23 protein-coding genes are annotated in these 23,957 nt (G+C 39.0%); 22 read left to right on the forward strand and 1 reads right to left on the reverse strand.

The genetic code is table 11. The features are described 5' to 3' along the window. Positions 1–19: 19 nt before the first annotated feature. The 21 genes from RCG19_RS18265 (at position 20) to RCG19_RS18365 (ending at position 22,334) form a co-directional block, all read left to right on the forward strand. Complete coding sequence (locus RCG19_RS18265) at positions 20–1,555, forward strand: ABC transporter ATP-binding protein (RefSeq protein WP_308108260.1); 1,536 nt, start codon at positions 20–22, stop codon at positions 1,553–1,555. Beyond that, positions 1,548–2,597: an ABC transporter permease gene (locus tag RCG19_RS18270; RefSeq protein WP_166238082.1), complete on the forward strand. Its 1,050-nt coding sequence runs from the start codon at positions 1,548–1,550 to the stop codon at positions 2,595–2,597. The genes RCG19_RS18265 and RCG19_RS18270 overlap by 8 nt, the downstream gene beginning before the upstream one ends. 1 nt (position 2,598) lies before the next feature. Beyond that, positions 2,599–3,558: an ABC transporter permease gene (locus RCG19_RS18275; protein WP_166238084.1), complete on the forward strand. Its 960-nt coding sequence runs from the start codon at positions 2,599–2,601 to the stop codon at positions 3,556–3,558. A 228-nt stretch (positions 3,559–3,786) separates the two neighbouring features. Continuing rightward, entirely contained in the window at positions 3,787–5,067 is a 1,281-nt protein-coding gene (yfmF, locus tag RCG19_RS18280; RefSeq protein WP_308108261.1) for an EF-P 5-aminopentanol modification-associated protein YfmF, read from the forward strand. Further along, complete coding sequence (gene yfmH / locus RCG19_RS18285) at positions 5,067–6,359, forward strand: EF-P 5-aminopentanol modification-associated protein YfmH (RefSeq protein ID WP_308108262.1); 1,293 nt, start codon at positions 5,067–5,069, stop codon at positions 6,357–6,359. Before yfmF ends, yfmH begins: the two co-directional genes overlap by 1 nt. A 68-nt stretch (positions 6,360–6,427) precedes the next feature. Beyond that, the gene (ymfI, locus tag RCG19_RS18290) at positions 6,428–7,150 is read left to right on the forward strand and encodes an elongation factor P 5-aminopentanone reductase (RefSeq protein WP_308108263.1); all 723 of its coding nucleotides are present in this window, start codon (positions 6,428–6,430) and stop codon (positions 7,148–7,150) included. Positions 7,151–7,228: 78 nt separating this feature from the next. After that, positions 7,229–7,486 carry a DUF3243 domain-containing protein gene (locus RCG19_RS18295; RefSeq protein WP_007087162.1) on the forward strand — a complete coding sequence of 86 codons (258 nt, stop codon included), beginning with the start codon at positions 7,229–7,231 and terminating at the stop codon, positions 7,484–7,486. Positions 7,487–7,654: 168 nt separating this feature from the next. After that, positions 7,655–8,446: a DUF3388 domain-containing protein gene (locus RCG19_RS18300; RefSeq protein WP_166238148.1), complete on the forward strand. Its 792-nt coding sequence runs from the start codon at positions 7,655–7,657 to the stop codon at positions 8,444–8,446. 20 nt (positions 8,447–8,466) lie between these two features. Continuing rightward, a complete protein-coding gene (locus RCG19_RS18305) occupies positions 8,467–9,366 on the forward strand; it encodes a helix-turn-helix domain-containing protein (RefSeq protein ID WP_374049555.1) in 900 nt (299 codons plus the stop codon). A gap of 51 nt (positions 9,367–9,417) precedes the next feature. After that, positions 9,418–10,002, forward strand: a complete 585-nt coding sequence (pgsA, locus tag RCG19_RS18310; protein WP_308108265.1) for a CDP-diacylglycerol--glycerol-3-phosphate 3-phosphatidyltransferase — start codon at positions 9,418–9,420, stop codon at positions 10,000–10,002. Between the two features lie 30 nt (positions 10,003–10,032). Then, positions 10,033–11,289: a competence/damage-inducible protein A gene (locus tag RCG19_RS18315; RefSeq protein WP_308108267.1), complete on the forward strand. Its 1,257-nt coding sequence runs from the start codon at positions 10,033–10,035 to the stop codon at positions 11,287–11,289. 273 nt (positions 11,290–11,562) lie between these two features. Continuing rightward, entirely contained in the window at positions 11,563–12,603 is a 1,041-nt protein-coding gene (recA, locus tag RCG19_RS18320) for a recombinase RecA (RefSeq protein WP_166238098.1), read from the forward strand. A gap of 317 nt (positions 12,604–12,920) precedes the next feature. Further along, complete coding sequence (gene rny, locus RCG19_RS18325) at positions 12,921–14,480, forward strand: ribonuclease Y (RefSeq protein WP_166238100.1); 1,560 nt, start codon at positions 12,921–12,923, stop codon at positions 14,478–14,480. 90 nt (positions 14,481–14,570) lie between these two features. Next, a complete protein-coding gene (locus RCG19_RS18330; protein ID WP_308108268.1) occupies positions 14,571–15,368 on the forward strand; it encodes a TIGR00282 family metallophosphoesterase in 798 nt (265 codons plus the stop codon). A gap of 200 nt (positions 15,369–15,568) precedes the next feature. Continuing rightward, the gene (gene spoVS / locus RCG19_RS18335; protein ID WP_003211281.1) at positions 15,569–15,829 is read left to right on the forward strand and encodes a stage V sporulation protein SpoVS; all 261 of its coding nucleotides are present in this window, start codon (positions 15,569–15,571) and stop codon (positions 15,827–15,829) included. A gap of 485 nt (positions 15,830–16,314) precedes the next feature. Then, the gene (locus tag RCG19_RS18340; RefSeq protein ID WP_308108269.1) at positions 16,315–18,051 is read left to right on the forward strand and encodes a 2-oxoacid:acceptor oxidoreductase subunit alpha; all 1,737 of its coding nucleotides are present in this window, start codon (positions 16,315–16,317) and stop codon (positions 18,049–18,051) included. After that, positions 18,052–18,918 (forward strand): 2-oxoacid:ferredoxin oxidoreductase subunit beta, encoded by an 867-nt coding sequence (locus RCG19_RS18345; protein WP_308108270.1) that lies wholly within the window; start codon positions 18,052–18,054, stop codon positions 18,916–18,918. Between the two features lie 319 nt (positions 18,919–19,237). After that, entirely contained in the window at positions 19,238–20,782 is a 1,545-nt protein-coding gene (gene miaB / locus RCG19_RS18350; RefSeq protein WP_308108271.1) for a tRNA (N6-isopentenyl adenosine(37)-C2)-methylthiotransferase MiaB, read from the forward strand. Position 20,783: 1 nt separating this feature from the next. Beyond that, a complete protein-coding gene (locus RCG19_RS18355; RefSeq protein ID WP_166244719.1) occupies positions 20,784–21,239 on the forward strand; it encodes a YlbF/YmcA family competence regulator in 456 nt (151 codons plus the stop codon). A gap of 238 nt (positions 21,240–21,477) precedes the next feature. Beyond that, positions 21,478–22,023, forward strand: a complete 546-nt coding sequence (locus RCG19_RS18360) for an outer spore coat protein CotE (protein ID WP_149869644.1) — start codon at positions 21,478–21,480, stop codon at positions 22,021–22,023. A gap of 110 nt (positions 22,024–22,133) precedes the next feature. Continuing rightward, positions 22,134–22,334 (forward strand): hypothetical protein, encoded by a 201-nt coding sequence (locus RCG19_RS18365; protein ID WP_308108274.1) that lies wholly within the window; start codon positions 22,134–22,136, stop codon positions 22,332–22,334. A gap of 15 nt (positions 22,335–22,349) precedes the next feature. Here RCG19_RS18365 and RCG19_RS18370 read toward each other — a convergent pair whose 3' ends face one another. Then, the gene (locus RCG19_RS18370; RefSeq protein ID WP_166246070.1) at positions 22,350–22,901 is read right to left on the reverse strand and encodes a GNAT family N-acetyltransferase; all 552 of its coding nucleotides are present in this window, start codon (positions 22,899–22,901) and stop codon (positions 22,350–22,352) included. 178 nt (positions 22,902–23,079) lie between these two features. Here RCG19_RS18370 and RCG19_RS18375 point away from each other — a divergent pair, with 178 nt between their 5' ends. Next, positions 23,080–23,544 carry a flavin reductase family protein gene (locus RCG19_RS18375; protein WP_308108275.1) on the forward strand — a complete coding sequence of 155 codons (465 nt, stop codon included), beginning with the start codon at positions 23,080–23,082 and terminating at the stop codon, positions 23,542–23,544. Positions 23,545–23,957: the final 413 nt, after the last annotated feature.

Here is a 23,957-nt window from a genome sequence, read left to right on the forward strand (position 1 = left end):
TAACAGGGAGTGAGAAAAAATGGATTACGTTATTGAGATGCTCAACATTCGTAAAGAATTTGGCGGTTTCGTTGCGAATGATAACATTACCCTTCAGCTTAAAAAAGGGGAGATTCATGCTTTACTCGGAGAAAATGGCGCAGGTAAATCGACACTAATGAATGTCCTCTTTGGTTTATATCAGCCAGAACAAGGGGAAATCCGTGTAAAAGGCCAGCCAGTAAATATTACAAACCCAAATATTGCAAATGATTTAGGGATTGGAATGGTGCACCAGCACTTTATGTTAGTTGATACTTTTTCTGTTACAGAAAATATCATTTTAGGTCGCGAAATAACAACGGGTGGCCGCATTGATATTAAAAAGGCAGAAAAAGAGGTTCGTGAGATTTCTGAACGCTATGGTCTATCTGTAGACCCGCAGGCAAAAATCTCTGATATAACTGTCGGTATGCAGCAAAGGGTTGAAATATTAAAAACACTTTATCGTGGTGCTGAAATTCTTATTTTCGATGAACCGACAGCTGTATTAACACCACAGGAAATCAAAGAACTTATTCAAATTATGAAAACACTTATTAAAGAAGGAAAATCCATTATTCTGATTACCCACAAGTTAAAAGAAATTATGGAAGTTGCCGATCGTTGTACGGTCATTCGAAAAGGTAAAGGCATCGGCACAGTAAATGTTAGTGAAACCAATCCCAACGAACTTGCAAGTTTAATGGTTGGTCGTGAAGTTGTTTTTAAAACAGAGAAAATAGAGGCATCACCTAAGCAGGATGTACTTGAAATCCAAGATTTGGTTGTGAAAGATTCCCGTGGAGTTACTGTTGTAAATGGTCTTAATCTCTCGGTAAAAGCTGGAGAGATTGTTGGAATTGCCGGGGTTGATGGGAATGGACAATCCGAATTTATTGAAGCCATTACGGGTTTACGGAAATCAGAAAGTGGAAGCGTTAAAGTCAATGGAAAAGAATTGATCCATCTTACCCCAAGAAAAATCACCGAATCCGGTGTTGGCCATATTCCACAAGACCGTCATAAACATGGTTTAGTGTTGAATTTTCCGATTGGAGAAAATATGGTTTTACAAAACTATTATAAAAAGCCATTTTCAAGCGGTGGGATCTTAAATTTTAAAGAAATATATAAACAGGCTAAGAAACTAATTGGAGAGTTTGACGTTCGAACACCAAGCGAATTTACTTTGGCACGGGCTTTGTCGGGGGGGAATCAGCAAAAAGCAATTATTGGGCGTGAAGTTGATCGAAATCCTGATTTACTCATTGCAGCCCAGCCTACAAGGGGCTTGGACGTTGGAGCCATTGAATTTATTCATAAACGCCTAATAGAACAGCGTGATCATGGAAAAGCTGTCTTGTTGGTTTCATTTGAGCTAGATGAAATTATGAACGTTAGCGATAGGATTGCAGTTATTTACGAGGGGAAAATTGTTGCTGTAGTAAATCCAAAAGAAACCTTGGAGCAGGAGCTTGGATTGCTGATGGCCGGTTCGAATAGAAAGGAAGCGGGTGAAGGAACACATGTCTAAACGCTTAAAGGGTTTATTAACTCCCGTTATTGCCGTTTTGTTAGGAATTTTGGTTGGAACAATTATCATGTTAGTGAGTGGATATGATCCTGTTTCAGCCTTTTCAGCACTTTGGAATGGGGTATTTGGTGATATCTATTCTTTTGGTGAAGCAGTCAGACAGATTACTCCCTATATTTTAGCCGGATTAGCGGTTGCATTTGCTTTCCGTGTTGGCTTATTTAATATCGGGGTTGAAGGACAATTTATCGTTGGCTGGCTTGCTGCGGTATGGGTAGGGGTTGCTTTTGATCTTCCTCGTGCTATTCATTTACCACTAGCCATTCTCGCTGCGATGATTGCCGGTGCGCTTTGGGGGTTTATCCCTGGATTTTTAAAAGCACGTTTTCGCGTCCATGAAGTTATTGTAACAATTATGATGAACTATGTTGCCCTACATGTTACGAACTATATCATAAGAAACCTTTTAGCATCAAAAAGTGGCGATAAAACAGAAATGATCCACGAGTCAGCAACATTACGTTCAGAGTGGTTACAAAGCTTAACAGATTACTCTCGTCTTCATTGGGGGATCGTAATTGCTATTATTTGTTGTTTTATTATGTGGTTTTTACTTGAGAGAACAACTAGAGGGTTTGAATTAAGAGCTGTTGGGTTTAACCAGCATGCTGCACACTATTCGGGGATGAGCGTTAATAAAAACATCATACTATCTATGGTAATTTCCGGTGCATTTGCAGGTCTTGCAGGCTCAATGGAAGGATTAGGAACATTTGGTTATGCTGCTGTTAAAGGTGGATTTACCGGGGTTGGATTTGACGGGATCGCGGTTGCATTATTAGGCGGCAATACAGCTTTTGGTGTATTTTTATCTGCTATTCTATTCGGTGTATTAAAAGTAGGCGCCTTGAACATGCCACTTGAATCTGGGGTTCCAAACGAGCTGGTTGATATCATCATAGCACTAATCGTTTTCTTCGTTGCCTCAAGTTATATTATTAGAGTGTTACTTGATCGACTAAGTAAGAAGGAGGTGAAGTAAGTTGAGTTTAATGGACATCTTGATGATACTCGTTCCTTCCACATTATTATGGGCAGCTCCACTTGTCTTCACTGCATTAGGCGGTATTTTCTCGGAACGATCCGGTGTAGTAAACATTGGACTTGAAGGATTAATGGTTATTGGTGCATTTACAGCCATTGTGTTTAACCTTACTTTTGTAACTACCTTTGGAAGTTTAACACCTTGGATTTCAATCTTAGTGGCAATGGTTGCAGGTGCTATTTTTTCCCTGTTACACGCAGTTGCCGCGATTACATTCCGTGCTGACCATACGGTTTCGGGTGTAGCGATTAACTTACTTGCAACAGGTTTAACCTTGTTCCTTGTTAAGTTAATCTATGATAAAGGTGAAACAGGTATTATCAGTAAAGGCTTTAGTAAAATCGATGTTCCTATCTTAAAAGATATTCCGATTATTGGTAAGATCTTTTTCCAAAACACATATTGGACATCATTCTTAGCTATTTTTGTTGCCATCATTGTTTGGTACGTGGTTTTCAAAACACCATTTGGTCTTCGTCTTCGATCAGTCGGAGAACACCCGATGGCCGCTGATACAATGGGAATTAACGTAACAAAAATGCGCTATTTAGGGGTAATCCTCTCTGGAGCCCTAGGGGGTATTGGCGGTGGAGTTTATGCCCAATCTATTACCTCTAACTTTAGCCACTCAACGATTAGTGGTCAAGGTTTCATGGCCTTAGCGGCTATGATTTTCGGAAAATGGCACCCACTTGGTGCATTAGGTGCTGCCGTGTTCTTCGGTTTTGCCCAAAGTATTAGTATCATTGGTTCCAGTTTACCTTTCTTAAAGGGAATTCCGAACGTATATTTATTAATCGCTCCATATGTGTTAACCATCTTAGCCTTAACTGGCTTCATTGGACGTGCCGATGCTCCAAAAGCAAGTGGTACACACTACATCAAGGGTAATCGTTAAGTAGAAAGGCTCCAGGCATCCGTCTATCGTCGCCTGGGACCGGTCAAAAAAGGAACCTTCAGTTACTAAAACTGAAGGTTCTTTTGGCATTTTAATTGGTAATACTTGTATTGTGCAAGCCTTTCAAATTATAGTTAAGAGTATAGCTTTTATTCTCAAGGAAAAGATATAAAGAAAAATGTCTACATATGTTTAAGTAAGCCCTTTATCACATAAGGAGGAATGTTAATGGATGCCACTTCGGAAAAAATAACAGAAATGAGCGGGTATAAACTTCATGTCATTACAACAGAAAAATATAAAACGAATACAATAGTGTGGAGAATGAAAGCCCCTTTGACAAAAGCGGATGTAACAAAAAGAGCACTCCTTCCCCATGTATTACAAAGCAGCTCTGGTAAGTATCCAACCACAACAGCATTACGGTCTTATTTAGATGAGCTATATGGTGCGACATTTTTTGTTGATCTGGCCAAAAAAGGTGAATATCACATTATGAGCTTCTCATTGGAAATTGCCAATGAAAAGTTTTTAAGCGATTCCAATCCGTTATTGAAAAAAGGCTTTGAATTATTGACAGAGATTCTAACTAACCCCAATATTTCAGGAAATGCGTTTGATAGGGAAACAGTGGACAAAGAAAAACGGACACTTAAGTCGCGAATCCAATCGGTTTATGATGATAAAATGCGTTATTCCAATGTGCGCCTTTTAGAAGAAATGTGTAAAGGAGAACCCTATGCCCTCCAAGTAAACGGCGAAGCAGAGGGAGTTGAGACGATCACAGCGGAAAATTTATATGAATATTTCAAAAAGGCCTTTTTAGAGGATGAGATGGACCTTTATGTCATTGGTGATGTAAAAGAAGATGAAGTAAAAAAATTCGCAGAAGAGCTGCTTCACTTTGAAAGCCGGGAACCAAAACAATCAGAAGCAGCAAACGTTAATAAAAGAACAGAAGTAAACGAGGTAAAAGAAGAACAGGATGTAAAACAAGGGAAATTGAATATCGGGTATCGAACCAATATTATATACGGAGATTCCGATTACTTTGCGCTTCAAGTTTTTAATGGGATTTTTGGCGGTTTTTCACATTCCAAGCTATTTATCAATGTGCGGGAAAAAGCAAGCCTTGCCTATTACGCTGCGAGCCGTTTGGAAAGTCATAAAGGTTTAATGATGGTAATGTCAGGGATTGATCTAAAGAACTATGATCAAGCAGTAGGAATTATCCATGAGCAAATGGAAGCTATGAAAAAAGGCGATTTTACTGATCAGGAGTTAGCTCAAACAAAGGCTGTGATTCAGAATCAAATAATGGAAACCGTTGATACGGCCAGAGGGTTAACTGAAATTCTTTATCATAATGTGGTTGCACATAGTGATATCAAACTTGAAAGCTGGATTTCTGAAATGCAAAAGGTGACAAAAGAAGAAATTATTGCTGTTGCCAATAAAATCAATCTTGATACTATTTATTTTTTAACAGGAACGGAGGCGGGCGAATAATGGAGAAAATTACGTTTGACCAGCTTCAAGAAGAGCTTTTTCATGAAAAAATGACAAATGGCCTGAATGTTTATATTTTACCGAAAAAAGGATTCAATAAGACGTTTGCAACGTTTACGACTAAATATGGTTCAGTTGACAATACGTTTGTTCCGTTAGGAAAAGACGAATATGTTAAGGTACCGGATGGAATTGCCCACTTTTTAGAGCATAAGCTTTTTGAGAAAGAGGATGGCGATGTGTTTCAGCAATTTAGCCGTCAAGGAGCATCTGCTAATGCCTTTACTTCCTTTACACGAACTGCCTATTTATTTTCAAGTACATCTGATGTAGAAAAAAATCTTGAAACCTTGATTGATTTTGTTCAAGAGCCTTATTTTTCTGAAAAAACGGTTGAAAAGGAAAAAGGCATTATCGGTCAGGAAATTACCATGTATGATGATAATCCTGATTGGCGGTTATACTTTGGTTTAATCCAAAACTTATATCAAAATCATCCAGTTAAAATAGATATTGCCGGCACGATTGAATCCATTTCCCATATTACAAAGGATTGGCTTTATGAGTGTTACAATACCTTCTATCATCCGAGTAACATGCTATTATTTATTGTTGGCCCTGTAGATCCGGGTAAGATAATGACGCAAGTTCGAGAAAATCAATCGAAAAAAGAGTATAAAGCAATGCCTGAAATCCAACGGAAATTTGATACGGAACCAACACAAGCTGCTGAAAAGAAGCAAGTCTTGGAGATGAATGTGCAAACATCTAAATCCCTGCTTGGCATCAAAGCACTTCATGTCGATCAAACCGGTGAAGAATTACTGAAGAATGAGTTAACGATGAACGTGTTGCTTGATTTGTTGTTTGGAAAAAGCTCTGAAAATTATAATCGTCTCTACAGTGAAGGACTAATTGATGAAACCTTTTCATATGATTATACACAGGAACAAGGGTTTGGGTTTGCTATGGTTGGAGGAGACACAGGAGAACCGGATAAACTTGCAGATGAGCTAGAAAAAATGCTCCTTGAGGCAAAAAAGAGCAACAGGTTTACCGAACAGCAATTGGAAAGAGCGAAAAGGAAAAAAATTGGTGCCTTTTTACGTTCGGTGAATTCGCCCGAATATATCGCTAATCAATTTACTCGTTATGCCTTTAATGAAATGAATCTTTTCGATGTGGTTCCAACGCTAGAAAAAATCACATTAAATGATATTCAAGAATTAGCAGCGGAAGTCATCTCAGAGGAACGGTTCTCCGTTTGCCAAGTAATACCAAAGAAAAAATAGGGTGAAGCGTCGTTATTCCGACGCTTCTTCTCTGTTTTATGTTTTAACTTAAAGAGAGAGTGATTCGAATGAAAAAATATGCACTAATAACGGGAGCAAGTGGTGGAATCGGTCAAGCGGTTGCGATAAATTTAGCTCAAAAGGGGTATTCCTTGTATTTACACTATAATAAAAATGAACAATCCATAAGGGGGTTATTGGACAAGCTGACACCGTTCGGCGAGGAATATATTCCTATTCAAGCGAATTTGGCAGATGCTGGGGGATATAAATCCATAGCACAGCACATTTTTTCTTTAGATGCCATCATTCATTGCGGCGGCAACAGCCAATATGGTTTGTTCGTGGATGTGCAGCAGGAAGAAGTCGAGGCATTAATGAATGTCCATGTCATTAACCCGTTACTGTTAACAAAAGAATTGCTTCCAAAATTATTAAGAAAAGGGTCTGGAAATGTTATAGTGATCACTTCTATTTGGGGACAAACCGGTGCAGCATGTGAAGTGGCTTATTCAGCGGCAAAAGGTGCACAACTAGCCTTTGTTAAAGCGCTAAGTAAAGAAGTGGCACTAAACGGAATTCGTGTTAACGCGGTAGCCCCAGGGGCTGTAGCAACACCGATGATGGAAAGTTTTACACCTGAAGAATTGGAACAGATTACTTTTGAGATCCCGATGGGAAGACTAGGGCTGCCTGAAGAAATTGCGGGCAGTGTCGCCTTCTTGTTATCCGAAGATTCATCCTATATGACAGGTCAAGTTCTGGCAATAAATGGAGGATGGTATACGTAATTTTCACAAATTATTCATGAATAGTTTAAGCCAAACCTTCGCAAAATAACCTTGTACTATTCTAAAGGAGGTAATATTATGTCTGTTTTAGATAACTGGAAGCAGTGGGAAGACTTCTTAGCGGATCGTCTTCATCATGCACAAAATGAAGGTATGAGTGAAGGGGCAGTTAGTAACCTTGCATTTCAAATTGGTGATTATTTAGCGAACCAGGTCGAGCCGAAAAATGAGCAAGAGAGAATTCTTTCGGATCTTTGGTCTGTTGCTGATAAACAAGAACAGCAAGCCATTGCCAATATAATGGTAAAACTGATATCAAATAACGGAAGCCGCTAAAAAGAGAGTGGAGCCCTTGGGTTCCTCTCTCTTTTTACTGTCAAGTATAAAATATAGATAAATAAGTCATTCTCTTTGTTTTTTCTTTCATCTTCCATCAAAATCATTTATTATAGGGGATAGATAAAGGAAATGAAAAAATTGTCGAAACTTCTTTTGGGGGTTTTTATCTTGAAAAAAGAATGGTATTTGGAATATGAAATTCAGAAAAACCGTCCTGGTTTACTTGGCGACATCTCATCCTTACTAGGAATGCTTGCTATCAATATTGTCACGATTAATGGTGTTGATGAGGGTAGACGAGGTCTCTTAATATTAGCAAAAGATGATGATCAAATTAAACGGCTTGAGTCAATTTTACATACGATGGACACAATAAAATTAATCAAACTAAGAGAGCCTAAATTACGTGACAGACTTGCTGTCAGGCATGGTCGCTATATTCAAAGGGATGCGGATGATAAAAAAACATTTCGTTTTGTAAGGGATGAACTTGGATTATTAGTCGATTTTATGGCAGAATTATTTAAGCAGGAGGGACACAAGCTTATTGGCATTCGTGGAATGCCTCGCGTCGGCAAAACAGAGTCACTAGTAGCAGCAAGTGTTTGTGCGAATAAGCGCTGGTTGTTTGTCTCATCTACCCTTTTAAAACAAACGATCCGCAATCAACTGATTGAAGATGAGTATAACGAAAATAATCTGTTTATTCTTGATGGGATTGTTTCAACAAAACGGGCAAATGAGCGTCACTGGCAGCTGGTCCGGGAAATTATGCGCCTGCCATCAGTGAAGGTAATTGAGCATCCTGATATTTTCGTACAGAACTCTGAGTATACGCTAGATGATTTCGATTATATTATTGAACTTAGAAATGACGCGGATGAAGAGATTACATACGAAGTTGTAGACCAGCACAATATGTTTTCTGGATCAGATTTTGGAGATTTTGATTTTTAATAAATTGGAAGGTGTTACAGTTGACTGAATTAGGGAATCGACTAAAAGAAGCCCGATTAGCCAAAGGATTAAGCTTAGATGATGTACAATCCATGACAAAAATTCAAAAACGGTATTTAGTAGGAATTGAGGATGGTAACTATTCCAGTATGCCTGGGAATTTTTATGTGCGAGCCTTTATCAAGCAGTATGCGGAGTCATTGGAGCTGAATCCGGATGAAATTTTTGAAACCTATAAAACCGAAATACCAGCTTCCTATAATGATGATTTGCCGCAGCAATTATCAAGGGTCAAGACACACAAAACCATCACAGAAGGAAATTCAAAGCTCTTTGATATTCTTCCGAAAGTTTTGATTGGTGTGTTTGTGATCGGCGTGGCTAGTCTTTTATATTACTTTTTAACAAACCATGCTAATTCTAATTCAAATGAAGCGGTTAAAAAGGACAATGAGCAGGTTAAAATTGAAAAAAACGAAAGCTTAGAAAAGGTTAAAGCGGAAGAAAAGGAAAAAACGAAAGACACAAAAAAAGAGGATCAGCCTGCGAAACAAGAAGAGGAAGAAACACCTGTTGTGGAAGCACCAAAGCAGGAGTTAACAGTAGTTCAAAGTGGTGGTACTAATTCCACCTATGATTTGAAAAATGCGGATAAATTTGTGGTGAAATTGGTTTCTAAAGGAAATACCTGGGTAAGCATTAAAAATGGAAAAGGGAAGACCTTTTTTCAAGGGACGCTTAAAACGGGAGCAACAGAAAGCCAAACGCAGGATTTATCTGGGGAAAGCACGGCCGTTATTAGAGTCGGAAACGCTGCGGATACTGACATATTTGTGAATGACCAACAGCTCGAGTATGCGATACCGGCGACAGCGAATGTTCAGAACATCACGATTCAATATGTTCTGAAGAATGAATAGTCATCTGTTGATGGCTATTTTTCACTTTCAATCATTACTTGGAGGGAAATTATGAATATTCCAAATCGAATTACCGTATCCAGAATATTATTAATTCCGATATTCTTGATTATTATGTTAGCCCCTTTTGATTGGGGGACAATTAGTCTTATAGGGGCCGATATGCCAGTTACCCATTTTGTCGGCGCACTTATTTTTATCTTGGCATCAACAACTGATTGGGTTGATGGATACTATGCCCGCAGGTTTAATCTTGTCACCAATATGGGGAAATTTCTTGATCCACTTGCTGACAAATTACTTGTCTCGGCTGCACTAATAGTCCTTGTAGAAATGAATGATATATATGCACCCTCATGGATTGTGATTATCATCATCAGCAGGGAGTTTGCTGTAACAGGCCTCCGCCTCTTACTTGCCGGAGAAGGTGAGGTCGTTGCGGCAAATATGCTTGGTAAAATAAAGACATGGGCGCAAATCGTCGCCATTTCATCCTTATTGTTACATAATATTATTTTTGCCTTGATTCCATTCCGTTTTGATATTGTCGCGTTATGGGTGGCGTTGATTTTTACAATTTGGTCCGGCTGGGATTATTTTGCGAAAAATAGTCATGTGTTAAAAAATTCAAAATAAGATGTACAGTGTTTACTAAGGGGTGACATAATGAAAAATGCAGAGATTATTGCTGTCGGTTCAGAATTATTACTGGGTCAAATTGTTAACACGAATGCCCGCTTTATTTCACAGCAATTAGCCGGACTTGGTATTAATGTATTTTATCATACGGTAGTAGGCGATAACCCTGACCGACTAAAGGCAGCGATTGAAGTTGCAGAGAACCGTTCGAACATGATTATCTTTACTGGCGGTCTTGGGCCGACAAAGGATGATTTGACGAAGGAAACGATTGCCCGACACATCGGAAAAGAACTGGTTATGGACCAAACAGCATTAGACTCAATAGAGCTGTATTTCAAGCGGACAAACCGTGTAATGACGGAAAATAATCGCAAACAGGCACTTGTATTAGCAGGGTCACTTATTCTCCCAAATGATCATGGGATGGCACCAGGAATGGTTCTAGAAAGTAACAGCCACGTCTATGTGCTTTTACCTGGACCACCCAAGGAAATGGAACCGATGTTTCTTCGATATGGGTGTCAGGCACTTGCTTCAAAAAATGAATCGAATGAGAAAATTGTCTCGAGGGTGTTACGATTTTTTGGTATTGGCGAGGCAGCATTGGAAACGGAAATTATCGATTTAATTGATGCACAAAGTAATCCTACGATTGCGCCGCTCGCAGGCGATGGAGAGGTTACCTTAAGACTGACAGCTAAACATGTCGATGAAGCGGCAGCGCATACTATGCTGGACGAAGTGGAAAAGACGATAAAACAACGGGTCGGGAATTTTTTATATGGATATGACAACACCTCTCTTTTGGCAGAAATAACGAAATGTTTAAAAGAAAGAAACCTAACGATTACGGCCGCCGAGAGTTTAACAGGGGGACTGTTCCAAAAAGAGTTAACCTCGATTGCCGGGTCGAGTTCGATATTTAAAGGCGGGATTGTTTGCTATTCGAATGAAGCAAAACAGCGTGTATTGCAGGTGAAACCGGAAACGCTTGAAAAATATGGTGCTGTGAGTGAACAGTGTGCAAAAGAGCTCGCTGAAAATGCTGCCAGGCTGTTGGAGAGTGATATTGGGATTAGCTTTACCGGTGTAGCAGGGCCTGATGAGCTGGAAGGCAAGCCAGTCGGTACAGTTTATATTGGAATTGCTATAAAAGGAAAACCGACAGTGGTTGAAAAAATGATCCTTGCGGGAACGAGGGAAGCAAACCGGAACCGAGCAGTTAAATTCGGCTGTTATTTTATCCTGCGTCATTTAAAAGAATCACAGAATACTAAATAGTGTTCTGTGATTTTTTTGTTTAATATAAAAATTATTATATGAATTGAATTTTCAAATTAAGGAAGATATATTGCTTTTTGAAGGAGAATCTGGAGAGAAAAAACAAATATGAGGTGAATAAGCCTCTTATCACAGTATATATTGTTTAAAAAATAACAGAATAAATGTTCGACTTTTTACTCGACAAATACCATAAAAAAGGTTATATTGTTTATAGGTATTTAATAGATTGTGGCAATAAGCGAGTGTTTATATATAAGGAGGAAATTATTCGTGAGTGATCGTAAAGCGGCCTTAGAAATGGCGTTAAAGCAAATAGAAAAGCAATTCGGTAAAGGTTCCGTCATGAAGATGGGAGAGAAAACAGATACCAAGATATTAACGAGTCCGAGTGGCTCATTAGCACTTGATGCAGCACTTGGGGTGGGCGGATATCCTAGAGGCAGAATTATCGAGGTTTATGGTCCTGAGAGTTCTGGTAAAACAACAGTTGCCTTGCATGCGATAGCTGAAGTCCAAGCGAATGGGGGACAAGCAGCATTTATCGATGCTGAGCATGCCCTTGACCCGGCATATGCCCAAAAATTAGGTGTAAACATTGATGAATTATTGCTATCACAGCCTGATACCGGTGAACAGGCACTTGAAATCGCTGAAGCATTAGTTCGAAGTGGCGCAATTGATATTATTGTAGTCGACTCAGTAGCAGCCTTAGTTCCAAAAGCGGAAATTGAAGGCGAAATGGGAGATTCTCACATGGGCTTACAAGCTCGTTTGATGTCGCAAGCACTGCGTAAATTATCTGGTGCAATCAACAAATCGAAGACCATTGCCATATTCATTAACCAAGTTCGTGAAAAAATTGGCGTTATGTTTGGAAACCCTGAGACAACTCCAGGTGGACGCGCATTAAAATTCTATTCAACTGTCCGTATTGAAGTACGCCGTGCAGAGGCGTTAAAACAGGGCACTGATATTGTGGGTAATAAGACGAAGATTAAAATAGTTAAGAATAAAGTCGCTCCTCCTTTCCGTACTGCAGAGGTAGATATTATGTATGGTGAGGGAATTTCTAAAGAAGGCGAGACCATTGATCTCGGCTCAGAGTTAGATATTGTTGAAAAGAGCGGGTCATGGTACTCCTACAATGGTGAAAGATTAGGCCAAGGCCGCGAGAATGCAAAGCTTTTCTTAAGGGAAAACCCAGATATTCGTCTCGAAATTTCAGGGAAAATCCGTGAGCATTATGGTTTAGATAGTGAAAAATTTGTCACTGAGAAAGACGATGATGAACAATTTGAATTAATAGACTAGAGGAGGAGAGGAGCAAAACTGAATAAAGTTTTGCTCCTTTTTTTATAATGTATTTCTTTTATATTATTCATGAAATAATATTTGTTTTTCACTTTATGACAGCCAATTGATGTCAAATTCTAGATATTTCACCATGCCGATTAGACAAAACCTTGACAATAAATATCCCCACCTTTACAATTAACATGTATATTTTACATTTTTGGAAATATTACAATGCGAAAAGCCTTGGTGCTTGCTGTATGTTGAGTCTAAACAATGTACATGCCGACACTTGAAAAATGTTACAAAAGTTCATAGCAAGAGGAGGTGTAACGATGGACCCTATTACAATCATCTCCATTTTGCTTGGCCTTATCGTCGGTGCCGTTGTTGGCTATTTTGTTCATAAATCCATTGCTGAAGCAAAAGTAGCAGGTGCAAAGAATGCTGCAGAGCAGATTCTTGAAGATGCAAAACGTGATGCTGATTCCTTGAAAAAAGAAGCTTTGCTAGAAGCAAAGGATGAAATTCACAAGCTTCGAACAGAAGCTGAACGTGAGGTTCGTGAACGAAGAAATGAAATGCAAAAACAAGAAAACCGTTTACTGCAAAGAGAAGAGAATTTAGATCGAAAAGAGGAAACGTTAAACAAGCGTGAAAATCTTTTAGAAAAGAAGGATGATTCTCTAAATCAAAGACAACAGCATATTGAAGAGATGGAAAGCAAAGTGGACGAGTTGGTACGAAAACAACAGACTGAACTCGAACGAATTTCGAGCTTAACGCGCGAGGAAGCAAAAACGATCATTATTGACAGAATGGAGCAAGAGCTAACCCATGACACGGCAATAATGATTAAGGAAAGCGAAAATCGGGCGAAGGAAGAAGCTGACAAGAAAGCAAAAGAAATACTTTCGTTAGCAATCCAGCGTTGCGCTGCTGACCATGTTGCGGAAACGACAGTTTCTGTCGTCAACCTGCCAAATGACGAAATGAAGGGCCGGATCATTGGCCGTGAAGGACGAAACATCCGTACGCTTGAAACGTTAACGGGAATTGATTTAATCATTGATGATACTCCTGAAGCAGTTATTCTATCAGGCTTTGACCCTATTCGTCGAGAAACGGCACGCTTAGCACTTGAGAAATTAGTTCAAGATGGACGAATTCATCCGGCACGAATTGAGGAAATGGTAGAAAAATCTCGTCGGGAAGTTGATGAGTATATTCGTGAAGTTGGTGAGCAAACCACCTTTGAAGTGGGTGTTCATGGACTCCATCCGGATCTAATTAAGATTCTTGGTCGTTTAAGGTTCCGTACGAGCTACGGGCAAAACGTCTTAAAACATTCAATGGAAGTGGCACAGCTTTCCGGATTACTTGCCGCTGAACTTGGTCAAGATGAAACCCTTGCACGTCGTGCAGGCCTGCTTCATGACATTGGTAAAGCTATCGACCATGAGGTGGAAGGCAGCCATGTCGAAATCGGGGTAGAACTTGCAACGAAATATAAAGAACATCCAGTGGTAATCAATAGTATTGCCTCGCATCATGGCGATACGGAGCCAACATCAATTATTGCTGTACTCGTTGCTGCTGCTGATGCTTTATCAGCCGCAAGACCAGGTGCACGTAGTGAGACACTTGAGAACTACATCCGACGTCTTGAAAAGCTTGAGGAGATTTCCGAGTCATATGAAGGTGTTGAGAAATCCTTCGCCATTCAAGCAGGTCGTGAAGTCCGAATCATTGTAAGGCCGGATGCAGTAGATGATCTTGCAGCACATCGATTAGCGCGCGATATTCGCAAGCGGATTGAGGAAGAACTTGATTATCCAGGACACATTAAAGTGACAGTAATCCGTGAAACACGGGCTGTAGAATATGCGAAATAAAGCGGTGCACATGCACCGCTTTATTTATTAGAAATGTGTGAACGTGATACGATTTTAACTATTACAATTGGGATTGAGGAAAGGGAAAAAATGAATCTACTTTTTATCGGCGATGTTGTCGGCTCACCTGGTCGAGACATGGTAAAGGAATATCTACCAAAATTAAAAGAAAAATATCGCCCGCACTTTACCATTATCAATGGTGAAAATGCAGCTGGGGGCAGGGGAATTACGGAGAAAATTTATCGGGAATTTTTAGGTAACGGGGCACAGGCGATCACCCTTGGAAATCATGCCTGGGATAATCGAGAAATATTTGAGTTTATCGAAACAGCAAAAAATCTGGTCCGTCCTGCAAATTTTCCTGAAGGGACGCCTGGAAAAGGGATAGCATTTTTTAAAGTGAATGAGTTAGAAGTAGCTGTCATTAATCTCCAAGGTCGGACATTTATGGCTCCACTAGATTGCCCATTTAGAAAAGCCGAGGAATTAGTCGAGATAGCGAGGGAAAGAACACCGTTTATTTTTGTAGATTTTCATGCAGAAGTGACAAGTGAAAAACAAGCAATGGGTTGGTTTTTGGACGGCAGGGTATCTGCAGTCATAGGGACACACACACATGTTCAAACAGCCGATAATCGAGTCCTCCCAGGAGGAACCGGTTATTTATCTGACGTGGGTATGACAGGCCCATATGACGGCATTTTAGGGATGGAGAGGGAAGCGGTTCTTAAGAAGTTCCAAACAAGCATGCCTGTTCGTTTTGAAGTACCAAAATCAGAACGCAACCAACTGAGTGCAATTTATATGGAACTAGACAGAAAAAGTGGTCTGTGCAAAAAACTCGACCGTATATTAATAAATGATGATCATCCATTTTATAGCTAAGTGAAAACTCCCTTCGGGAGTTTTTTCTAATTTATGAATTGTTAGCACCAGCATACCTAAGTACTTCCGTTTTTCTTTTTTTGTCCAAGCTGGAATATGTCTTTTGGCAATTGAATATAGTAGCAGTGGAATGTTATAACCTGATTGGTTCATGAAACTGCTCATGCGGGATCGGGATTTTCTAGGGAGGAGCTAGGGGAATGGAAATATTAAAAGTTTCAGCAAAATCTAATCCTAATTCTGTAGCTGGTGCACTCGCCGGAGTTCTGCGTGAAAGAGGTGCAGCGGAGATACAGGCTATTGGTGCGGGTGCATTAAATCAAGCCGTTAAGGCAGTAGCGATTGCAAGAGGATTTGTAGCACCTAGCGGAGTTGATTTGATCTGTATCCCTGCGTTTACCGATATTTTAATTGACGGGGAAGAACGCACAGCTATTAAACTAATCGTAGAGCCGCGTTGAAAGAGATAGACTCTTTTCCAGCAGGCTAGATAAAGAAATACCTTATTTTTTAAACTGCTTGTTATTTTTACAAGCGGTTTTTTGTTATGTTACATATTAAATTGGGGTCTATATATTATAAAAATATTATTCTGATATACAATAAAATATATGAAAAAACAAGGGTTAATTCTCAATAAGAGAGGTAAATACTGTTAAAGTGGGGGATTTGGCCAAATATTTATTTTGTTTTTTTATGAAAGGAAATATCAATTTTTTAATAATAAAAAAATATTCATATTTTAGACAATATTTCTCACCAAAGGGTTGCATTTTTTAGTGCATAGGTCTAGAATTGTAAGCGTTTAGTACATATCCTTTGTTCAGTTTCTTTTGGTCTTTAAAGCAATAAAAAGGCCGATTTTTAGTGAATTACTAGGATAAGTGCTACACTAATAAATGATTTAATCTACTGATTTTTTACATATCCAAAGGGGTGTAAGGAAATGATCAATCAACTTTCGTGGAAAGTTGGCGGACAACAAGGGGAAGGTATTGAAAGTACTGGGGAAATCTTTGCAATCGCACTGAATCGCCTAGGATATTACTTGTATGGTTATCGTCACTTTTCATCACGTATCAAAGGCGGTCATACAAATAATAAGATCAGAGTAAGCACAACAGATGTACGCTCTATTTCTGATGACCTTGATATCCTTGTAGCATTTGACCAAGAAACTATCGATGTAAACTACAAAGAGCTTCATAGCAAAGGAGTAATCCTTGCAGATGCAAAATTTACTCCAAAGAAACCAGAAGATACTGAAGCAGCAATGTATGCGGTTCCTTTTACAGAAATTGCAACCGAGTTAGGGACTTCCTTAATGAAAAATATGGTGGCAATCGGTGCGACTTCAGCTGTTCTAGATTTGGATATTCATGTTTTTGAAGAGGTTGTCCGCGAAATTTTCGGCAAAAAGGGCGACAAAGTAGTTGCTAAGAACATGGAAGCAATCAATGCTGGTTTTGAGTATATGAAAGAAAAAATGGATTCCGCTATTCCAACAATGATACTTGAAAAAGCAGATGGTAAAAAGCGAATGTATATGATTGGTAATGATGCAATCGCATTGGGAGCATTAGCTGCAGGCTGCCGCTTTATGGCTGCATACCCAATTACACCTGCCTCAGATATCATGGAATATTTGATTAAAAAACTTCCAGCAGTTGGTGGAACAGTAATCCAAACTGAAGACGAAATTGCAGCATGTACCATGACAATCGGTGCTAGCTACGGTGGAGTTCGTGCAATTACAGCTTCTTCAGGACCTGGATTATCATTAAAGATGGAAGCGATCGGACTTGCCGGGATTACAGAGACCCCGCTTGTTATTGTTGACACACAACGTGGCGGTCCTTCAACAGGATTGCCAACAAAACAGGAACAATCCGATTTAATGGCAATGATTTATGGAACACATGGGGAAATTCCGAAAATTGTAATGGCTCCAAGTACTGTAGAAGAAGCTTTCTATGACACAGCGGAAGCATTTAACCTTGCGGAAGAATATCAATGCCCTGTAATTGTTTTATCTGACCTTCAATTATCTTTAGGTAAACAAACAGTTGAACCTCTTGATGTTTCAAAGGTTGAAATTAGACGAGGTAAGCTCGTTGCGGATGAGCTTCCAGAGATTGAAAACAAAGGATATTTTAAACGCTATGAAGTTACGGAAGATGGTGTTTCACCTCGTTCGATTCCTGGTATGAAGAATGGTATTCATCATGTAACTGGTGTTGAACATGCTGAAACAGGAAAACCATCTGAATCGGCTACAAACCGGATTGCACAGATGGATAAACGTATGCGCAAGGTTGAAAATATTCGTTTTAATACACCGGTTTATAAAAATGCCCCACATGAAGATGCGGATCTTTTAATTGTAGGATTTAACTCTACTCGCGGTGTAATTGAAGAAGCGATGACACGTTTAGAAAAAGACGGCTTGAAAGTAAATCATGCGCAAATTCGTTTAATTCATCCGTTCCCATCTGATGAAGTGCTACCGCTTATTCGTTCAGCAAAGAAAGTTATTGTCATTGAAAACAATGCGACTGGACAATTAGCCAATATTATGAAAATGAATGTTGGTCATGCTGAAAAAATTACAAAGTATGTTAAATATGATGGTAATCCATTTCTACCACACGAAGTTCATTCAAAATGTAAGGAGTTGTTCTAAATGGCCACTTTTAAAGACTTTCGAAATGATGTTAAACCGAACTGGTGCCCTGGCTGTGGCGACTTCTCCGTACAAGCGGCAATGCAGCGTGCGGCAGCAAATGTAGGTCTAGAACCGCAAAATTTAGCAGTTATTTCAGGTATCGGTTGTTCTGGCCGTATCTCTGGTTATATCAATTCATACGGTTTTCATGGAATCCATGGTCGTTCACTTCCGATTGCCCAAGGTGTTAAAATGGCAAATCGTGATTTAACGGTTATTGCTTCCGGTGGTGATGGTGATGGATATGCGATTGGAATGGGACATACCGTTCATGCCATCCGTCGTAATGTAGATATTACTTACATCGTCATGGATAACCAAATTTATGGATTAACAAAAGGACAAACATCTCCACGGTCCGCCGTAGGTTTTAAAACAAAATCTACTCCAATGGGGTCAATTGAACAATCTATTTCCCCAATGGAACTGGCTTTAACAGTTGGGGCAACCTTTGTTGCACAAAGCTTTTCAACTGATTTAAAAGACTTAACAGCCTTAATTGAAGCTGGTATTAATCATAAAGGTTTCTCTTTAATCAATGTATTTAGTCCATGTGTAACCTATAACAAAGTCAACACATATGATTGGTTTAAAGAGAACCTTACGAAGCTAAATGATGTTGAAGGTTATGATCCATCAAATCGTGAAATGGCGATGCAGACATTAATGAAGCATAATGGCTTAGTTACTGGACTTATCTACCAAAACACGGAGCGTCCTTCTTATCAAGAATTACTTACTGATTACTCTGAAGAACCATTAGTGGATGCAAAATTAACTTTAGATCAATCACACTTTGATAAACTAGTTGCAGAGTTCATGTAATAAATGAATAAAAAAATCCCGTTGAATCGTATTCGCGGGATTTTTTATGGCGAATTTAGTGAAATACATCACATATATAGTTACTATTTCTCTATATAATTATCTTATTTACGTTAATGTGATTAATGTCATTTGGGAAGAATCTTGATGCGGGAGCGTTTACAGGGTTTTCTATTGTTTTCATAAAGGTAAACCTTTATACTATAATAATGTGCAGATATAGCGGTTATATTCATGTTAATGCACAGGTAAAAAATAACATTTGGAAATCCAATAGACGGTAAATAGGGAATTTTTAAAGAAAGGGGATTTAAAATAGATGAATGAAGAACAGCGATTAGAAGGTCAAAAAGTGGCAACTGAAAATTCTTCGGACAAAAAATCCGCCAAGGATTACAGTAAATACTTTGAACAAGTCATTACCGCACCATCCTTAAAAGAAGCAAAAAAACGTGGTAAAGAGGAAGTAAGATACCATAGTGACTTTGCCATTCCAGAAGAATTCAGGGGAATGGGTGAAGGGCGTAAGTTTTATATCCGTACCTATGGCTGTCAAATGAATGAGCACGATACAGAAGTAATGGCCGGTATCTTTTTAGCATTGGGTTACGAGCCCACTGACAGCACAGAGGAGGCAAACGTAATTCTCTTAAACACCTGTGCTATTCGTGAGAATGCCGAAAACAAAGTATTTGGCGAGCTGGGCCATTTAAAGGCATTAAAAACAGAAAAACCGGACCTCCTTATCGGCGTTTGTGGATGTATGTCTCAGGAAGAATCCGTTGTTAATAAAATCTTAAAAACGTATCAACAGGTTGATATGATCTTTGGTACCCATAATATTCATCGCTTACCTAATATTTTACATGAAGCATATATGTCAAAAGAAATGGTTGTCGAAGTATGGTCAAAGGAAGGGGACGTCATTGAAAACCTTCCAAAAGTTCGCCGCGGTAAAATTAAAGCATGGGTAAACATTATGTATGGTTGTGATAAGTTCTGTACGTATTGTATCGTTCCTTTCACTCGTGGAAAGGAGCGGAGCCGTCGACCTGAGGAAATTATCCAAGAAGTCCGTCAATTGGCAGCACAAGGCTATCAGGAAGTCACTCTCCTTGGTCAAAACGTAAATGCCTATGGTAAAGACCTTGAGGGTGTTAACTACGGTCTTGGGGAGCTAATGGATGATTTACGTAAAATCGATATTCCAAGGATTCGTTTTACTACAAGCCATCCACGTGACTTTGATGATCGTTTGATTGAGGTTCTTGCCAAAGGCGGTAACTTAATGGATCATATCCATTTACCTGTACAATCTGGATCCACAGATGTCTTAAAAATAATGGCTCGTAAGTATACAAGAGAACAATATTTAGAGCTTGTAAGAAAAATTAAGGCGGCAATTCCGAATGTTGCATTGACAACGGATATTATCGTTGGTTATCCGAACGAGACGGACGAACAGTTTGAAGAAACGATGTCCCTTTATCGTGAAGTGGGGTATGAATTGGCTTACACATTTATTTATTCCCCACGGGAAGGAACTCCAGCGGCAAAAATGGAGGATAATGTTCCGTTGGAAGTGAAGAAAGCCCGCCTGCAGCGCCTTAATGCACTTGTAAATGAGCTGTCTTTAGAAGCAATGAAAAAACATGAAGGTCAAATTCTTGATGTTCTTGTTGAAGGGGAAAGTAAGAACAACCCGGATGTTTTAGCTGGATATACTTCAAGGAACAAGCTTGTAAACTTCGCTGCTCCAAAGTCAGCTATTGGAAAAATAGTAAAAGTAAAAATTACAGAAGCAAGAACATGGTCATTAAACGGAGAAATGGTGGAAGAATTAGAACCGGTAGAGGTGAAATAAAGTGGCAAAATATACAAAAGACGATATCGTCGCTCGTGCGACAGATCTAGCACGGATGATAGCAGAAACTGAGGAAGTTGACTTCTTCAAACGGGCAGAAGCACATATTCATGATAATCAAAAGGTGAAGACGCTCATTGCCGATATTAAAGGGTTGCAAAAGCAAGCTGTTAACTTACAGCATTATGGAAAACCAGAAGCGTTAAAGAAAGTAGAAAATAAAATTGCTACTATTGAACAAGAGTTGGATGACATTCCGGTGGTACAGGATTTCAAACAATCACAAGTTGAAGTGAATGAACTACTTCAACTCATTGCATCAACTATATCTAATACGGTTACTGATGAAATTATCCTTTCAACAGGTGGCGACGTGTTACTCGGTGAAACGGGAGCTAGCATGCAAAATGGCGGCGGATCTTGTGAAGGTCATGATGATTGTGACCATGATCATTAACCACAAAAACCAGACTTCTAAATGAAGCCTGGTTTTCTTTTTTTTACCCATACCCCCGAATGATTCAGCCCCACATTCCTTCATTTTAAAGTACATGCATGAAAGGCACACACCTATAAATCCCGCATAAAATGAACTATGACTAAACTTTTAACCAGTATTCGCAAAATTATATATCACACTAGTCTACAATTTAGCATACGATGAAATGAAAATGAATGAGGAGGGTTCGCGCGAAATGGGAGAATATAGAGAGATAATTACCAAGGCCGTAGTAGCGAAAGGACGGAAATTTACCCAGTCCAATCATACAATTAGCCCGGCACACAGTCCAACAAGTATTCTTGGCTGTTGGATCATCAACCATAAATATAACGCGAAAAAGGTTGGCAAGACCGTAGAGATACATGGCTCATATGACATCAACGTTTGGTACTCATTTAATGATAATACCAAAACAGAAGTAGTGACCGAACGTGTCCAATATACGGATGTCATCAAGTTAAAGTATCGTGACCATGATTGCCTCGATGACAACGAAATTTGTGCTCGAGTGCTGCAACAGCCTAACTGCTGTGAAGCTGTTATTTCCCCTAACGGTAACCGAATCATTGTCCATGTCGAAAGGGAATTCCTTGTTGAAGTGATTGGCGAGACAAAGGTTTGTGTCCGTGTCAGCTCTGAGGGCTGTAAAGACAATGACGAAGATTGGGGACTGGATGTGGACGATGAAGAATTCGAAGAACTAAACCCAGATTTCTTGGTCGGCTCTGAAGAGGAATAAAGACACTAGGAAGGTAATACTTCCTAGTTTTTTTCTTTTTAGACGACACCAGAAATTAGGTGAATGTTTACCTGCTAAAAATAGCAAGCTATTTTCTAGGAGGTGTTTGTATGGAACCAAAACAACCTGGAAATAAAAAGCTGCCTGATTTTGATCAATTAAACGACCGGATCATTGCTGAAAATTCGCCCGCGCCAATGTTGGTAATTAAAACAAATCTTGATCCAAAGGATGCTGCAGAAAATAACCCGTATTATCAAGAGGGAGAGGTTAAAGATCCGAAAGCGCTCAAAGAGTATTTTGAGGAATGAAAATAGCCAGGAGATTTACTCTTGGCTGTTTTTCCATTCCTGCTGTAAAAGTGATAATACATATGTATCATGAAATTGTTCATTTTGATGAATGTAACCGCGAAGTATTCCTTCCTTCGAAAAGCCAAGCTTCATAAGTAAATTTACGGATGCCTCATTTTCTGGATAAACCACTGCTCCAATACGAAATAAATCTAATTGATTAAAACTAAAGCGCAGTACCTCTTTGATGGCCTCTGAGGCAAAGCCCCTCTTCCAAAAAGCTGGATGGAGTTCATACCCGATCTCTGCACGTTTATTTTTCAGATGTAATGCATTGAGACCGACTGTGCCGATGATTTGTTGGTTTTCTTTTAACTTAATTCCCCAACGAAGCCCTCGTTTATCAAGGAAATTCTTGTGAAACATATCTATTAATCTTGATGCTTCCGCTGGCAAAATAAAGCGATTGGTACCGTAAAACTGCGTCACTTCCTCTAATGACAAAATTTCATATAATGGCTCAACATGTTGATGAGTTAATTCAATTAATTTCAATCTTTTTGTTTCTAAAAGTGGAAAAGCCATGGCAGCTCCTTTCATAAAGACCCTAAGTCAGATTCACTTTTGAGGTGTGAGAATTTTAGTATTCTTTATTCTCAGTTTATATTGGTAGTAAAGAAATTTCCATATTATTATTTATTTGTAGCTAATATTCAGATAATATAGAAGGGATACTTAGGTGTTTGAAAAGGAGGTAAATGAAATGGAAGTTCGTCAATTTCGTCATGCAATGGGTAAATTTGCAACAGGGGTAACAGTCATCGCCACAGAGGTAGATGGAAATGTTCACGGAATGACGGCGAATGCTTTCATGTCCGTGTCACTTAGTCCACAACTTGTTGTAATCTCAATTGCAGAAAAAGCACAAATGTTGGAAAAGATTAAACAAAGCGGGACATTCTCCGTCAATATACTGTCGGCTGACCAAAAGGAGCTATCAATGGTCTTTGCGGGGCAGTTGAAGGATCACGATGAAGTGGTGTTTGAACGTCTTCAGGGAGTCCCGGTATTACCTAATGCATTGACACAAATTTCCTGTGAGGTCACAGCTGCACATGTTGAGGGTGATCATACACTATTTATTGGGCGTGTTACAGACATTTGTGTGAATGATGCTGAACCACTAATTTATTATAGTGGAAAGTATCGTCGCTTGGTGAAGGAGTAATGGATAAATAATCCAATATAGATAGTTTTATATGGTTTTTTCGTTTTGTTGTTTAAAAAAAGATTCAATAAGGAAGGATTCATAGTAAAATTTTACTTGAATATGGATGTTAGAAAAATACGCTGATAGTTTCAGCGTATTTTTCTGTGTTTTTGTGAAATAATAACCTATTTTTTATAAAATAAAAAATATTTAGAATATATTGACAAGTAATTTTTGGCTATGTAGAATTACAGTTAGTGAATGAGGGCGCCTTTTTTATCACTTTCGACAGTGTATAAGGTATAAAATGTAAAATTGAAATTTTAGTGTGAATAATACTAAAATTTTAGATGTTGCTTTTGATGGCCACAAAAGCTACAGGAACAGTTGCAACCTTTGTTCTATTTTGAAAGCGGATTCATTTCCTATTT

Source organism: Neobacillus sp. OS1-2, from assembly GCF_030915505.1.
In the GTDB taxonomy this organism is placed as follows: Bacteria; Bacillota; Bacilli; order Bacillales; family Cytobacillaceae; genus Neobacillus.

Bases quoted from the DNA above. Each gene is read 5' to 3' on its own strand.
- RCG19_RS18265 (WP_308108260.1), top strand. From the start codon at position 20: ATGGATTACGTTATTGAGATGCTCAACATTCGTAAAGAATTTGGCGGT.
- RCG19_RS18270 (WP_166238082.1), top strand. From the start codon at position 1,548: ATGTCTAAACGCTTAAAGGGTTTATTAACTCCCGTTATTGCCGTTTTG.
- yfmF (WP_308108261.1), top strand. From the start codon at position 3,787: ATGGATGCCACTTCGGAAAAAATAACAGAAATGAGCGGGTATAAACTT.
- yfmH (WP_308108262.1), top strand. From the start codon at position 5,067: ATGGAGAAAATTACGTTTGACCAGCTTCAAGAAGAGCTTTTTCATGAA.
- ymfI (WP_308108263.1), top strand. From the start codon at position 6,428: ATGAAAAAATATGCACTAATAACGGGAGCAAGTGGTGGAATCGGTCAA.
- RCG19_RS18295 (WP_007087162.1), top strand. From the start codon at position 7,229: ATGTCTGTTTTAGATAACTGGAAGCAGTGGGAAGACTTCTTAGCGGAT.
- pgsA (WP_308108265.1), top strand. From the start codon at position 9,418: ATGAATATTCCAAATCGAATTACCGTATCCAGAATATTATTAATTCCG.
- RCG19_RS18315 (WP_308108267.1), top strand. From the start codon at position 10,033: ATGAAAAATGCAGAGATTATTGCTGTCGGTTCAGAATTATTACTGGGT.
- rny (WP_166238100.1), top strand. From the start codon at position 12,921: ATGGACCCTATTACAATCATCTCCATTTTGCTTGGCCTTATCGTCGGT.
- RCG19_RS18330 (WP_308108268.1), top strand. From the start codon at position 14,571: ATGAATCTACTTTTTATCGGCGATGTTGTCGGCTCACCTGGTCGAGAC.
- spoVS (WP_003211281.1), top strand. From the start codon at position 15,569: ATGGAAATATTAAAAGTTTCAGCAAAATCTAATCCTAATTCTGTAGCT.
- RCG19_RS18340 (WP_308108269.1), top strand. From the start codon at position 16,315: ATGATCAATCAACTTTCGTGGAAAGTTGGCGGACAACAAGGGGAAGGT.
- RCG19_RS18345 (WP_308108270.1), top strand. From the start codon at position 18,052: ATGGCCACTTTTAAAGACTTTCGAAATGATGTTAAACCGAACTGGTGC.
- miaB (WP_308108271.1), top strand. From the start codon at position 19,238: ATGAATGAAGAACAGCGATTAGAAGGTCAAAAAGTGGCAACTGAAAAT.
- RCG19_RS18360 (WP_149869644.1), top strand. From the start codon at position 21,478: ATGGGAGAATATAGAGAGATAATTACCAAGGCCGTAGTAGCGAAAGGA.
- RCG19_RS18365 (WP_308108274.1), top strand. From the start codon at position 22,134: ATGGAACCAAAACAACCTGGAAATAAAAAGCTGCCTGATTTTGATCAA.
- RCG19_RS18370 (WP_166246070.1), bottom strand. From the start codon at position 22,901: ATGGCTTTTCCACTTTTAGAAACAAAAAGATTGAAATTAATTGAATTA.
- RCG19_RS18375 (WP_308108275.1), top strand. From the start codon at position 23,080: ATGGAAGTTCGTCAATTTCGTCATGCAATGGGTAAATTTGCAACAGGG.